General features: G+C 63.7%; 12 protein-coding genes. 9 read left to right on the top strand and 3 right to left on the bottom strand.

Annotation, left to right across the window (positions count from 1 at the left end):
• The 5 genes from ccoN (at position 1) to FQU74_RS12545 (ending at position 4,605) form a co-directional block, all read left to right on the top strand.
• Complete coding sequence (ccoN, locus tag FQU74_RS12565) at positions 1–1,602, top strand: cytochrome-c oxidase, cbb3-type subunit I (RefSeq protein WP_146286920.1); 1,602 nt, start codon at positions 1–3, stop codon at positions 1,600–1,602.
• A gap of 14 nt (positions 1,603–1,616) precedes the next feature.
• Positions 1,617–2,342, top strand: a complete 726-nt coding sequence (gene ccoO / locus FQU74_RS12560) for a cytochrome-c oxidase, cbb3-type subunit II (protein WP_146286816.1) — start codon at positions 1,617–1,619, stop codon at positions 2,340–2,342.
• Positions 2,343–2,352: 10 nt separating this feature from the next.
• Positions 2,353–2,556, top strand: a complete 204-nt coding sequence (locus FQU74_RS12555; RefSeq protein WP_146286815.1) for a cbb3-type cytochrome c oxidase subunit 3 — start codon at positions 2,353–2,355, stop codon at positions 2,554–2,556.
• Between the two features lie 2 nt (positions 2,557–2,558).
• Positions 2,559–3,440: a cytochrome-c oxidase, cbb3-type subunit III gene (ccoP, locus tag FQU74_RS12550; RefSeq protein ID WP_146286814.1), complete on the top strand. Its 882-nt coding sequence runs from the start codon at positions 2,559–2,561 to the stop codon at positions 3,438–3,440.
• Positions 3,441–3,705: 265 nt separating this feature from the next.
• Positions 3,706–4,605: a LysR family transcriptional regulator gene (locus tag FQU74_RS12545; RefSeq protein ID WP_146286813.1), complete on the top strand. Its 900-nt coding sequence runs from the start codon at positions 3,706–3,708 to the stop codon at positions 4,603–4,605.
• A 120-nt stretch (positions 4,606–4,725) separates the two neighbouring features.
• Here FQU74_RS12545 and FQU74_RS12540 read toward each other — a convergent pair whose 3' ends face one another.
• Positions 4,726–5,406, bottom strand: a complete 681-nt coding sequence (locus FQU74_RS12540) for a DUF2270 domain-containing protein (RefSeq protein ID WP_146286812.1) — start codon at positions 5,404–5,406, stop codon at positions 4,726–4,728.
• A gap of 239 nt (positions 5,407–5,645) precedes the next feature.
• Between FQU74_RS12540 and ccoG the strand changes: the two genes are divergently transcribed.
• The 4 genes from ccoG to ccoS are packed head-to-tail and all read left to right on the top strand — an operon-like array spanning position 5,646 to position 9,983.
• Positions 5,646–7,088, top strand: a complete 1,443-nt coding sequence (ccoG, locus tag FQU74_RS12535) for a cytochrome c oxidase accessory protein CcoG (RefSeq protein ID WP_146286811.1) — start codon at positions 5,646–5,648, stop codon at positions 7,086–7,088.
• Positions 7,089–7,141: 53 nt separating this feature from the next.
• On the top strand, positions 7,142–7,597 hold the full coding sequence (locus tag FQU74_RS12530) for a FixH family protein (protein ID WP_146286810.1): 456 nt from the start codon (positions 7,142–7,144) through the stop codon (positions 7,595–7,597).
• 4 nt (positions 7,598–7,601) lie between these two features.
• Positions 7,602–9,821, top strand: a complete 2,220-nt coding sequence (locus FQU74_RS12525; protein WP_146286809.1) for a heavy metal translocating P-type ATPase — start codon at positions 7,602–7,604, stop codon at positions 9,819–9,821.
• 3 nt (positions 9,822–9,824) lie between these two features.
• Positions 9,825–9,983, top strand: coding sequence for a cbb3-type cytochrome oxidase assembly protein CcoS (ccoS, locus tag FQU74_RS12520; RefSeq protein WP_146286808.1), 159 nt, complete (start codon positions 9,825–9,827; stop codon positions 9,981–9,983).
• On the opposite strand, the gene murJ is transcribed toward ccoS, so the two are convergent.
• Together murJ and FQU74_RS12510 are read right to left on the bottom strand one after the other, a co-directional pair.
• Positions 9,984–11,540 (bottom strand): murein biosynthesis integral membrane protein MurJ, encoded by a 1,557-nt coding sequence (murJ, locus tag FQU74_RS12515; RefSeq protein WP_146286807.1) that lies wholly within the window; start codon positions 11,538–11,540, stop codon positions 9,984–9,986.
• Between the two features lie 9 nt (positions 11,541–11,549).
• The gene (locus FQU74_RS12510; protein WP_229704381.1) at positions 11,550–14,279 is read right to left on the bottom strand and encodes a [protein-PII] uridylyltransferase; all 2,730 of its coding nucleotides are present in this window, start codon (positions 14,277–14,279) and stop codon (positions 11,550–11,552) included.
• Positions 14,280–14,311: the final 32 nt, after the last annotated feature.

Genomic DNA, 14,311 nt, shown 5'->3' with positions numbered 1-14,311 from the left:
ATGTGGGATTACGTTAAATTGGTCGTGCTCGGCCTGGTTGCGGTGCTGGCCGCGATCGCGGCGAACCGGGCGCTCGACCCTGCCTATCTGGTGAACGCGATCGTCATCATGCTTGCGGCGGCTGCCACGTTCATCGTGGTGGCACGCGGCATGTATGAGCCGAAGGTCGTGGCTTCTGCCAATGAATACAACGACGGTGTCGTGCGCGCCGGCGTGATCGCGACCGCCTTCTGGGGCGTCGTGGGCTTTCTGGTCGGCGACTTCATCGCCTTTCAGCTGGCCTTCCCGTCGCTGAACATTCCGGGTGTCGAGGGCATCCTGAACTTCGGGCGCCTGCGTCCGCTGCACACCTCGGCGGTGATCTTTGCCTTTGGTGGCAATGCGCTGATCATGTCGGCCTTCTACATCGTGCAGCGCACCTGCGCGACGCGGCTGTGGGGCGGCAATCTGGGCTGGTTCGTGTTCTGGGGCTGGCAGCTGATGATCGTCCTTGCCGCGACCTCGTACATTCTCGGGGGCACGCAAGGCAAGGAATACGCCGAAACCGTCTGGTACATCGACCTCTGGATCGCGGTGGTCTGGGTGGCGTTCCTGCTGACGTTCATGGGCACGCTGATCAAGCGCAAGGAGCCGCATATCTATGTGGCAAACTGGTTCCTTCTGTCGATGATCCTGACCGTGGCGATGCTTCACATCGTCAACAACCTTGCCATCCCGGTGAGTATCTTCTCGTCCAAGTCGGTCTCGGCCTTCTCGGGTGTGCAGGATGCCATGACGCAATGGTGGTACGGGCACAACGCCGTGGGCTTCTTCCTGACCGCAGGCTTCCTTGGCATGATGTACTACTTCGTGCCCAAGCAGGCTGAACGCCCGGTCTATAGCTACAAGCTGTCGATCATCCACTTCTGGGCTCTGATCTTCCTCTACATCTGGGCTGGTCCGCACCACCTGCACTTCACGGCTCTGCCCGACTGGGCGCAGACGCTGGGCATGGTGTTCTCGATCATGCTGTGGATGCCGTCCTGGGGCGGGATGATCAACGGCCTGATGACGCTGTCGGGTGCATGGGACAAGCTGCGCACCGACCCGGTGATCCGGATGATGGTGGTGTCCATCGGCTTCTATGGCATGTCGACCTTCGAAGGCCCGATGATGTCGATCAAGGCCGTGAACTCGCTGTCGCACTACACCGACTGGACCATCGGCCACGTCCATTCCGGCGCGCTTGGCTGGAACGGCATGATCACCTTCGGGGCGCTTTACTTCCTGGTGCCGCGTCTGTGGAACCGTGATGGGCTGTACTCGCTGCGTCTGGTCAGCTGGCACTTCTGGCTCGCGACCATCGGGATCGTTCTCTATGCCGCCTCGATGTGGGTGACCGGCATCATGGAAGGTCTGATGTGGCGTGAGGTCGATGCGAATGGCTTCCTTGTGAACGCATTCGCCGACACGGTGGCCGCCAAGTTCCCGATGTATGTGGTGCGCGCCGTCGGCGGCCAGCTGTTCGTGATCGGGGCGCTGATCATGTGCTACAACCTTTGGATGACCGTGCGTGCGCAGCCCTCTCGGGCGGCGCAACCTGCGGCCGTTCCGGCAGAGTGAAGGAGGGGCACAGAATGGCATTCCTCGACAAACACAAGGCAATCGAAACCCACGCCACGCTGCTAATGGTGCTGTCACTTCTGGTGGTGACCATTGGCGGGCTCGTGCAGATCGTGCCGCTGTTCTACCTTGAAAACGTCATCGAAGAGGTTGAAGGCGTGCGGCCCTATTCCCCGCTGGAGCTTGCGGGGCGCGAGATCTACATCCGCGAGGGTTGCTACGTCTGCCACAGCCAGATGATCCGCCCCATGCGGGACGAGGTTGAACGCTATGGCCATTACTCGCTGGCGGCGGAGTCGATGTACGACCACCCGTTCCAGTGGGGTTCGAAACGCACGGGACCCGATATCGCGCGGGTCGGTGGCCGCTATTCGGACGAATGGCACGTGCAGCACCTGATCAGTCCGCAATCCGTGGTGCCTGAATCGGTGATGCCCAAGTACGAGTATCTGATGGGCAATGTGATCACTGCCGATCATATCGCGGACAGCATGGCCGCAAACCGGCTGGTTGGTGTGCCCTACTCGGATGAGGCGATGGAGAATGCGCAGGCCGATTTCGTGGCCCAGGCGGATCCCAACGCTGACACCGAGGGGCTGCTGGCCCGCTATCCCAAGGCGCAGGTGCGCAACTTCGATGGTCAGCCCGCTCTGACCGAGATGGACGCGCTGATCGCCTATCTTCAGGTTCTGGGGACGATGGTCGACTTCTCGACCTTCCAGCCAGACCCGGACCGGTAAGGGGGCAGGCATGGATACCTATTCCTTCCTCCGCCAGCTCGCAGACAGCTGGGTGCTGATCCTGATGACCGTTCTGTTTGTGGCGATCGTGCTCTTTGCCTATCGCCCGGGCAGCCGGAAACTTCAGGACGATGCCGCCAACTCGATCTTCCGCAATGAACGGCGCCCGGCGCCCGACCTTGCGGAGCCGGCCCGCAACAAGAAGGAGGCGTGATCATGTGCGCCAAGCAAGTGAAGAAACCCGGCGAGGTGGGCACCACCGGCCATGAGTGGGACGGCATTCAGGAATTCGACAATCCGATGCCGCGCTGGTGGCTGTGGACGTTCTACCTGACCATCATCTGGGCGATCGGCTATTCGATCTACTATCCGGCATGGCCGATGATCTCGCGGGCGACACAAGGGATCGTGGGCACCGAATCCGCCGGTGATACCCGCCTGGCTGTCAGCGACGAGATCAAGCGCTATGACGAGGCGAACGCCCCGATCAAGGCCAAGCTCACCGCTGCCGACCTGAACGCGATTGCAGCCGATCCGGAACTTGGCCCCTATGCCAAATCCGCTGGATCGGCCGTGTTCAAGACCTGGTGCGCCCAGTGCCACGGCGCGGGTGCAGCCGGGAACGTCGGCTTCCCGAACCTTCTGGACGATGACTGGCTGTGGGGCGGCGACATGGAGTCGATCCACACCACCATCACCCACGGGATCCGCAACACCGACGATGCGGATGCGCGCTATTCGCAGATGCCGGCCTTCGGGACCGACGGTTTGCTGGATGCCACGCAGATCGGGGATGTGGTGGAATATGTGCTGCAGCTTTCGGGCCAGGAGCATGACGCCACCCGCGCCGCGGCTGGTGCCACGGTCTTCACCGACAACTGCACCGCCTGCCACATGGAAGACGGAACCGGTGATCGGGCGCAGGGCGCGCCGAACCTGACCGACGCTGTCTGGCTGTTTGGTGGGGACCGGGCGGCGCTGACCGAAACCGTGACCAAGGCCCGTTTCGGTGTGATGCCGAACTGGAATACCCGCCTGACCGAGGATGAGATTCGCGCCGTTGCGGTCTATGTCCATAGCCTGGGTGGCGGCGAGTAATCTCTGCAAGCCTGCAGTCCCTGAAAATTCGAAGGCCCCCGGATGATGTCCGGGGGCCTTTACTGTTCTGCCACCATGGTCTCAGCGCTTCCGCGTATCGTCATGCCGGGCATCCTGCGGTGCCATCCGGCTGGCAATCATCAGGCTCTGTGCAATCAGGGCTAACATCGTATTCTCCTTTCGATCTTCGATAGCCTATGTATGCATTGATATCGTGCCGATATCGACTCAGCGATTCTTGCAAAATGTAAGGTGAAGTTACACAATGGACTGGCGGCGCTTTCCCTCGCTCTCTGCCCTCAGGGCCTTTGCGGCCTTTGCCGAGGCGCGTTCGCTGGAACAGGCGGGCGTGCGGATTGGTGTGACGCACGCCGCGATCTCGCAACAGATCCGGGCACTTGAGGGCGAGCTTGGGGTGGCGCTGGTTGACCGTGGTGGCCGCAGATTGACACTGACCGCCGACGGCCAGCGGCTCGCCGAGGCGCTGAGCCAAGGGTTCTCGCAGATCGCCACGACCATTGCGCAGATCACGGGCGCCGATGAAACGGCGCCGCTGCGCATAACGACCACACCCTCCTTTGCTGCCGGCTGGCTGATGCCGCGCCTGCCGGACTTCCGCGCACATCATCCGGCGATCGACATTGCCATCGATCCGGCCCCCGAGATGCGCGAGATCGGTCGCGAGGCCGATGTGGGCCTGCGCTACGGCAACGGTGGCTGGCCGGGGCTTGATGCCCAGTTGATCCTGCGCTCGTCGATCGTTGTTGTGGCCGCTCCCTCTCTGGTGCCGGCAGACCGTGCTGCTGATCTCTCGCATCTGGCAGGACTGCCATGGTTGCAGGAACTGGGCACCAATGAGGCCAGCACATTTTTGGATGGCAATGGCCTCACGCGGCGCAAGGGGGCGGCGATCATCTCGCTTCCCGGCAACCTGATGCTGGATGCCGCCCGCGACGGGCAGGGGGTGGCCGTGGTTGCGCGCGCCTTTGTCGAGGGTGATCTGGCGGCAGGCCGGCTGCGCCTGTTGATGGAGGACCCGGACAAGGAGGGTTATTTTCTGGTGACGCGGCCCGGTCCGCAACGCGCCGCCGTCAAAGCCTTTACCCGCTGGGTGCTGCGACAGTCTGGCACAGGGTTTTTTCCGCCCGTGCCGCCCCGCGCTTGATTCAGGTCAAGGTGGTGGCAGCACGGGCTGTCTATGTTTCATGTGTCCGGGCCCAAAGCTGGACATGGCACCGCCGCCCCATCCTGTTCGCGCGTTTCCTGGGGGTAGCGGTGCCTTCTTTCATCCCATGGAGCTGCCTTGCCCGCGCCTGCGGCCCCGTCGCTGGTCCTCAATCGTCACCCAAGCGGCAAGACCGCCCCAGATTGCGATGTAGACCAGACCCGCAAGCAGCATGACCTCGCCCGGCACCGGACCGACATCGGCGCGGCTGACGAATTCATCCCAACCCGATACCGCACCCGGATGGACCATCAGCTTGCCCACATAGGCCAACGCCTGAATGAGCAGGATCCACAGATAGTTTGACCGGATGCGGCGAGCGACGGCAGTCATGTAGCTGACGTGATATTGCGGCGTGCGGTAGTCTTCAGCCAGAACGCGCTGCCAGTCTTCTTCGGTGTGCAGATCGCCATCGCGCAGCATGGGCACATAGAAATGCGTCTCGATCCAGCGCGCCCGCGCCCGCCAGACGTTGAAGTATCGATAGCGCCGGGCCTCAAGCGAAAGGAAAAGCAGGATCAGCACGCCGACAAGGATCAGCGGCAGCGGAGAGGCGCCGGGTGAACTGAAAGTGATCGAAAGCGCCACCCCAAGCGTCACCACGCTCCAGTTCGTCGTCGTGTCCAGCCGCGTGCGCCAGACGGTCGAGCGATAGACCTCGCCACGGTAAAGGTGCGCGAGCGCACCGATTTCAGCGGCGCTGAATTCCTCGGACCGTGCGACGCTGCGTTTGTCTGCCATGCTTCCCCCCTTGTCGGGCCACCCTCCCGCGACCCTGCGTCGCAGCATGACAGCCCGCCGGCGGGCGGTCAAAGGCGTGGGTGGGCCATGGCAATGGTTATCAAAGCCCTTGGCGGGCACTTTGACGCATGGCTTAGATGTATCGGCGATGCGATTTTTGATACAGGTCAAGGCAGGGTGCGTTCCCTGCCTGCATATCACGCCAGACCAAGCGCCAGAACGTCAGCCGGAGTGCCTCCGTGTCCAGCCAAGATAGCCAGCCGTCCCTTTACGCCGCGCGCGAGCCGGTTTTCCCCAAGCGGGTGAAGGGCACCTTCCGAACCCTGAAGTGGTGGCTTATGGCCCTCATGCTGGGCGCCTATTACATCGCGCCCTGGATTCGCTGGGATCGTGGGCCGGAACTGCCCGATCAGGCGATTCTGGTTGATCTGGCGCATCGACGCTTTTTCTTCTTCATGATCGAGATCTGGCCGCACGAATTCTACTTTGTGGCCGGGCTTCTGATCATGGCGGGGCTCGGGCTCTTTCTGTTCACCTCGGCGGCGGGGCGGGTCTGGTGCGGTTATGCCTGCCCGCAGACTGTGTGGACCGATCTGATGATCCTCGTGGAGCGCTGGGTCGAAGGGGATCGCAACGCCCGTCTGCGCCTGCATCGTCAAGCCTGGGATGGTGAAAAGATCCGCAAGCGCGCGATCAAATGGACGCTGTGGCTGCTGATCGGCCTTGCGACGGGCGGGGCCTGGGTTTTCTACTTCACCGATGCGCCGACGCTGCTCAGCAACCTGCTGACCGGGCAGGCCCATCCGGTCGCCTACACCACCATCGCGATCCTGACGGCCACCACCTTTGCCTTTGGCGGCTTTTTCCGCGAACAGGTCTGCATCTACGCTTGCCCCTGGCCGCGGATTCAGGCGGCGATGATGGATGAGGATACGCTGACCATCGCCTATCGCGAATGGCGGGGCGAGCCGCGCGGCAAGCACCGCAAGGCCGATGGCGCGGATGAGTTGGGCGATTGCATCGACTGCATGGCTTGCGTCAACGTCTGTCCGATGGGGATCGATATCCGCGATGGTCAGCAGATGGCCTGCATCACCTGCGGCTTGTGCATCGACGCCTGCAACGACATCATGGACAAGGTGGGCAAGCCCCGCGGCCTGATCGACTATCTGGCGCTGACCGATGAGACGCGCGAGCGCGCCGGGATGCCCCCGAAATCGATCTGGAAACATGTCTTCCGCCCGCGCACCGTGCTCTACACCGTGCTTTGGGGCGGCGTCGGCATCGGTCTGATCGTGGCGCTGTTCCTGCGGTCGGATATCGACATGAACGTCTCGCCCATTCGCAACCCGCTGTTTGTTACGCTCTCGGACGGCACGATCCGCAATGCCTATGATGTCCGTTTGCGCAACAAGCTGGGATCGGATCACGACTACGCACTGACGGTGACCTCTGGTTCGCATGTGACGATGAAGGTCGAGGGGGCCGAGGGCAATGTCGTGCGCGTACCGGCGAATGACACGCTGTCCGCCCGCCTTTATATTGAGGCGGAGGCCGGATCCGAGGCCGCGCAGTCTGCGCGCACCGATGTCCGCATCTGGGTTTCCGAGGCGGTGACGACGCCCGGCAGCAAAGAGGCGCGGACCTATCACGACACGGTCTTCAACGGCGCCGGAAAATAACCGTGGCCCGCGCGGCGCACCGTCGCCCGGCCAACGGAGGAAAGGAAAAGATCATGGCAGAGATCACGGGGCGGCAGGTCTTTCTGGTAACGGCGGGCGCATTCGCGGTGATCATCGCGGTCAATGTGGTGATGGCTTGGCAGGCTGTGTCCACCTTTCCGGGGCTGGAGGTGAAGAATTCCTACGTCGCCTCGCAGGAGTTCGAGGCCGCCCGCGATGCGCAAGATGCCTTGGGTTGGACGCTTCAGCATGAGTATGTCGCAGGCGAGGGCCTGTTTCTGACCTTCACCGACCGCGCGGGGCTGCCGGTTCAGGTAAACGGGCTTGAGGTGCTTGTGGGTCGCACGACATCGTCCAACGAGGACCAGCGGCCCGAGTTCGTGCGTGAGGCGGGCAGGCTCGTCGCGCCGCTGGATCTCGCGCCGGGGAAGTGGATGCTGCAGGTCAAGGCGCAGGCCGAGGATGGCACGCGCTTCCAGCAACGTATAGACCTGTTCGTGAAGGGCTAAGAGCATGGCGACTGTCCAGGGGCCGCTGCTGGCCGAAGGCGATGGCGTGACGGCGGTTTCGGCCTGCCCGGCCTGTGTGGCCGCGCCCTCAGCCGAGCGGCTTGCTGCGCTTGCTTCGGCAAAGGATGCGCGGCTCGTGCTGTCTATCCCGACGGCGCATTGCGCGGCCTGCATCTCCACGGTCGAGAACGCACTGGCCGCAGTGCCAGGGGTTCATTCGGCACGCGTGAACCTGACGATGAAGCGTGTGTCGGTCGATGCATCACCCGAGGTTGATGCCGACATGCTGGCCGGGGTTCTGGAGGGCGTCGGATACGAGGCGCATGAGCTTGACCCCGGCCTTCTGTCCGCGACCGAAACCGACAAGCAGGGCCGTGATCTGCTGATGCGGCTTGGCGTGGCGTTCTTTTCCATGATGAACGTCATGCTTCTGTCGGTCGCCGTCTGGTCGGGGGCCGAGGATGCGACGCGCGACATGTTCCACTGGATTTCCGGGGCGATTGCGCTGCCCACCGTGGTCTTTGCGGGCCAGCCGTTCTTCCGCTCGGCTTGGGCCAGCCTGCGGGCCGGACGGCTGGGCATGGACGTGCCGATCAGCCTCGCGCTGATCCTCGCCTCGTCCATCTCGGTCTTCGAGACGATTCATTCGGGTCATCACGCCTATTTTGACGCGGCCGTTATGCTTGCGTTCTTCCTGCTGCTCGGGCGGTATCTCGATCACCGCACCCGTGCCGTGGCGCGTTCGGCCGCCGAGGAACTGGCCGCGCTCGAGGTGCCGCGCGCCGCTGTCCTGCGGGACGGGGCCGAGGTCATCACCCCCATTTCGGAAATCCGCCCCGGCGATCTTGTGCGCGTGCGCCCCGGCGGGCGGATGCCGGTCGACGGTGTGGTGGTTGAGGGCACGTCCGAGATCGACCGCTCGCTTCTGACAGGGGAAAGCCTGCCTGCATGGGCCGGCCCCGACAGCATCGTGAGCGCGGGCGAAGTGAACCTGACCGGGCCGCTGACCCTGCGCGTGACGGCGGCGGGTCGCGATTCGAGCCTGCACCGCATGGCCGATCTGGTTGCGGTGGCCGAAAGCGCCAAGACCCGCTACACGAGCCTCGCGGAACGCGCCTCACGCCTTTATTCGCCTCTGGTGCATTTGCTGTCCTTCTCGGCCTTCGGGTACTGGATGTGGGCGACGGGCGGCGACATCCGCTATGCGGTGAACATCTCAGCTGCGGTGCTGATCATCACCTGCCCCTGCGCGCTTGGCCTTGCCGTTCCGGCGGTGGTCACAGCCGCAAGCGGCAAACTGTTCCGCAAGGGGCTTCTGATCAAGCAGGGCACGGCGCTGGAGCGCCTGGCCGAGGTGGATACCGTCGTCTTTGACAAGACCGGGACGTTGACGATGGGTGTGCCGGAACTGACCAATCTGGGCGATCACCCCCGGCAGGCCGCCGAGCTTGCGATGGCGCTGGCCGAGGGCTCGTCACATCCGCTGGCGCAGGCTCTGGTTCTGGGCGCGCGTGCGGCAGGGCTGCGCCCCGAGACGGTCGCCGATCTGACCGAGGTGCCGGGCTATGGCGTCGAGGGCACCTGGCATGGTCGCCGGGTTCGACTGGGTCGGGCCGGGTGGTGCGGGGCAGAGACCGATCTGGGTGTGACCGCGACTTGGCTCTGCATGGGGGATGGCGCGCCGCATGCCTTTACCTTCACCGACAGTCTGCGCCCCGGCGCGGCCGAGGCGATCGCCGAGTTGCGGCGGCAGGGCAAACAGATCCGCCTGATTTCCGGTGATACCGAAGGTGCGGTTGCCGCGCTGGCGGCACGGCTGGGCATCCTCGACTACACCGCAGGCGCGCTGCCCGCTGAAAAGGCCGCGATGGTGGCCGATCTGACGGCGCAGGGGCGGTGTGTGCTGATGGTGGGGGACGGGCTCAATGACACTGCGGCGCTGGCCGCAGCCCATGTCTCAATCTCGCCCGCGACCGCGCTGGAGGCTGCGCGTACCGCATCCGACATCGTGCTTCTGGGGCAAGACATGGCCCCCATCGGCGATGCCGCGCGCATCGCCCGCCAATCGGCAAGTCGCATCAAGGAAAACTTCGCGATCTCGGCGGCTTATAACGTCGTTGCGGTGCCTCTGGCACTGGTGGGGGCGGCGACCCCACTGGCGGCGGCGCTTGCGATGTCGCTCTCTTCCATCTCTGTCACGCTGAACGCGTTGAGGCTGCGCTGATCCATGGAAATCCTGACCATCCTGATCCCGATTTCCCTGTTTCTGGGGGGCATTGGACTTGCCGCCTTCTTCTGGGCGCTGAAGAAGGGGCAATTCGATGACCCACAGGGTGATGCGAACCGCATCCTGACAACCGACTACGACGACCGGCCGAAACCCTGATCAGCCCGCATCCGTATCGCGACGGCGGCGCATCAGCGCCTTGAACTCGGCCAGTCGGAATGCCCCGAACAGGGTTCCGGCGCCGAAGTACGAGAGCATCCCGCCGAAGACCAGCGCAGCCAGTGCCATCCAGCGCCAGCGCGCAACATCGAGTGCGGGGCCAAGCAGGACGGTCATACCCCACAGCACGACCCCCATCACGAGGGCGGCGAGGATGATCCGTGGCAGGCGCTGCTTGAAACGGTCGTCAAACCGGGCCGCATCGTCCATGCCACGCGATCCGCGCCACAACTGCCAGACCATCGTCCAGCCGGAAACCGAGGTGGCGAGCGCTGCGGCGACAAAGCCCATCACCGGCATCATCCCAATGGCAAAGGCCGCGTTCACGACCATCGACCAGACGGCGAACTTGAACGGTCGCCGCGTATCCTCGCGCGCGTAGTAGAGTGGCTGCAGAACCTTGTGCAGCACAAAGGCGGGCAGGCCGAGCCCATAGGCGGCCAGAACCAGCGCGGTATTGGCCGTGTCATCCGCGCCAAAAGCGCCACGCTGGAACAGCACCTGTATAAGCGGCATGGCGATAACCACCAACGCAACCGCCGCGGGCAGGGTGAGCGCGAGCGCGAACTCGGCCCCCCGGTTAAAGGACGCCCGTCCGCCCTCGGCATCGCCCGCGCGCAGTCGGCGGCTGAGATCAGGCAGCAGCGCCGTTCCGATGGCGATGCCGACGACGCCAAGCGGCAGTTGATATAGCCGGTCAGCATAGGACATCCAGGCCACGGCGCCCTCGGTAAAGGATGCCACCTGTCGACCGACCAGCAGGTTGATCTGCACCACCCCGCCCGCAAGGATCGCGGGCCCCGCGATGATCGCGAGCCGTTTCAGATCCGGTGTCCAGCGCGGTCGCCCGAGGGTGAAGGTATGCCCCGCCGCACGTGCGGCAAACCATGTGAAGCCGAATTGCAGAACGCCCGTCAGCGGCAGCGTCCAGGCCAGCGTCAGCCCCATGTTCCAGCCACGCCAGTCGGCCAGCAGCATGGACGCGATGAAGGCAAGGTTCATCAGGACCGGCACGAACCCGGCCTCGGTAAAGCGCCCCTTGGTGACCAGAACACCAGACAGGAGTGCAACAAGGCTGATGAACAGGATGTAGGAAAAGCCGATCTCGCCATAGGTTACGGCCAGATCAAAGCGGTCATCCCCGGCAAAGCCGGCGGCCATCATCCACACCAGAAGCGGCATCGCCAGCGTTCCGATGATCGAGAAGACGACAAGCAGCGCCGTCATGCCATTGAAGGCGTCCTGCGCAAAGGCCTGCGCGTCCTCGCCGGCTTCGGCCTTTTTGGCAAAAAGCGGCACGAAGGCCTGGTTGAAGGCGCCTTCGGCAAAGAACCGTCGGAACATGTTGGGCAGGGATTGCGCGACAAAGAACGCATCCGACATCGGTCCCGCGCCCAGATAGTTCGCCATCATCACGTCGCGCGCGAAGCCCGCGCCGCGCGAGAGCAATGTCCAGCCGCCAAGCGTCACGACATTGCGGATCAGCCCCTTGCTCATGTCCGGTCCTTAGGCCTGCGCCCGTTCGGCGCCCTCGACGATTGCCTGGCGCAGTTTCTTTTCCAGCGCGTCCTGCCGGTTTTTCTGGTGCAGCTTCAAGCCGAACATGTCCTTCACGTAGAAGGCATCCACCACCTGTGCGCCAAAGGTCGCGATCACGGCGCTGGCGATGTAGATGTTGTTCGCAGCCAGCGTGCGTGTCAGATCATAGAGCAGGCCGGGGCGGTCGCGGGTATCGACCTCGATGATCGTGTAGATTTCCGACCCTTCGTTGTCGAAGGTGATATGGGTCGGAAAGCGAAACTCGCGTTCGCGCTTTTTCACCTTGTCGCGGTCGGCAAGGGCGGCGCGGGGCAGCACCTGGCCCTTCAGCGTCTTGTCGATCATCTGGCTCAGCCGCGGCAGGCGCGTCACCTCGTAGGGGTGGCCATCGCTGTCCTGAACCCAGAAGACGGCCGTGGCATAGCCGTCTTTCGAGGTATAGGTCCGGGCGTCGACCACGTTGGCGCCGACAAGCGCGAGTGCACCGGCAAGCCGCGAGAAGATGCCGGGATGGTCGGCCAGCGCAAAGCAGGCCCGTGTCGCATCACGCGCGGGATCAGGGTGCAGGTCGATGCGGATCTCGTTGTCGGGCAGGTCGCGCAGCATGCGGGCAAAGGTGGCCTGCGTGTCGGTCATCAGACCCTGCCAGTAGGGGGCGTAGTGGCGGCCCAGCTCGGTCCGCAGGTCGCGCGCATCCCAGTCAGGCAGCGCCTCGCGCAGCATGCGCTTGGCCTCGTTCTCGCGCCGCTCGCGGTTGACGTTCTCCAGCCCGCCGTCCAGCGCCTCGGCTGTCTGCTGATAGAGCTGCCGGATCAGCTGCGCCTTCCAGTTGTTCCATGTCCCCGGACCAACGCCGCGGATGTCGCAGACCGTCAGCACCGTCAACAGATCAAGCCGCTTGCGCGTCTTTACCGCCTTGGCAAAGTCGCGCACCGTGCGCGGATCGCCGATATCGCGCTTTTGCGCCATGTCTGACATCAGAAGGTGATAGCGGACCAGCCACTCGACCGTCTCGCATTCCTCCTCATTCAGACCAAGGCGCGGCGCCACGCGGCGGGCGATCTGAGCACCAAGGATCGAGTGATCCTCAGGACGACCCTTGCCGATGTCGTGCAAGAGGAGTGCGACATAGATCACCCTGCGGCTGACGCCCTCTTTCAGGATGCCCGAGGTGAGCGGCAATTCCTCGACCAGTTCGCCGCGTTCGATCTGGGCCAGGGTCGAGATGCACTGGATGATGTGCTCGTCCACCGTGAAATGGTGATAGACGTTGAACTGCATCATCGCGACGATCGGCTCGAACTCGGGGATGAAGGCGCCCAGCACGCCCAGTTCGTTCATGCGGCGGAGTGCGCGTTCCGGGTTGCCATGCTTCAGCATCAGATCGAGGAAGATGCGCTGCGCCTCGGGGTCGTCGCGCATGTCGTCATCGATCAGATGCAGGTTGGCCGCGATGATCCGCATGATGTTGGGGTGGATCAGATAGCCGGTGCGCAGTGCCTCTTCAAAGACCCGCAGCAGGTTCAGCTTGTCGGCAAGGAACTTGCGGGTGTCGGCAATGTCGATCCGGCCTTGCACCACGCGGAAAATCGGCAGGACCTTCTTCTTGCGGCGGAACATCCCAATCAGCGCCGCCTCGGGCTTGGCGTGGCGGGCCTCAAGCTGGGTCAGGAAAACGCGGGTCAGCTCGCCCACGCGGGTTGCGTGGCGGAAGTAGTCCTGCATGAACACCTCGACCGCGCGCCTGCCGCCGCTGTCGTGATAGCCCATGCGAGAGGCAACCTCGACCTGAAGATCAAAGGTCAGCTGGTCCATCGGACGCTTGCAGATGTAGTGGAGATGCCCGCGCACGGCCCAGAGAAAGTTCTCGGCACGGTTGAACGTATCGAATTCCTCTTGGGTAAAGAGGCCCGCCGTCACAAGGCCGGCAGGGTCGGACACCCGGTTCAGGTACTTGCCGATCCAGTACAGCGTCTGCAGGTCGCGCAGCCCGCCCTTGCCTTCCTTCACATTCGGCTCCAGCACATAGCGCTGGCCACCCTGCCGACGATGCCGTTCGGCCCGCTCCTTGAGCTTGGCTTCGATGAATTCGGGGCCGGAATTGCGGAAAAGCTCGTTCCACAGCGCGTCATCCAGCTCGCGCGCCAATCGCTGCTCGCCCGCGATGAAGCGGCTTTCCAGAAGCGCCGTGCGAATGGTGATGTCCTCTCGCCCCAGACGGATGCAGTCGCGCACCGTGCGCGAGCTGTGGCCGACCTTCAGCTTCAGATCCCACAGCATGTAGAGCATGGTCTCGATCACGCTTTCGGCCCAGGGCGTGACCTTCCAGGGTGTCAGGAACAGCAGGTCCACATCGGAATGTGGCGCCATCTCGGCGCGGCCGTAGCCGCCCACGGCCAGCACGCTCAACCTTTCGGATTCGGTCGGATTTGGCAGGGGATGAAAATGATTGCGCGCCAGATCGAAAGCCACCGTCACCAGACCATCGGTCAGATAGCTTTGCGTCCGGGTCAGCGCCCGCGCTTCAAGTGGCCTTTCCTTGAAGGCCTCCGCCAGCAGGGCATTCGCGGCGTTCTTGACGCGCGCCATCTCGCGCACGGCGATGGCCCGGCCATTGCGGGGATCCGGCTCGGCGGCGATCGCATCGGTGATGGCGGCATAAAGCGCACGGGGGTCGATGATCTCGACCCCCGGCATCAGCAAATCATGGGCAGAAACGGCGGCGCGGT

Origin of the sequence: Gemmobacter aquaticus, from assembly GCF_007859075.1 — a bacterium.
In the GTDB taxonomy this organism is placed as follows: Bacteria; Pseudomonadota; Alphaproteobacteria; order Rhodobacterales; family Rhodobacteraceae; genus Gemmobacter; species Gemmobacter aquaticus.
Note: the sequence above shows the minus strand (reverse complement) of the source record. Positions and strands in the feature narration are given on the sequence as shown.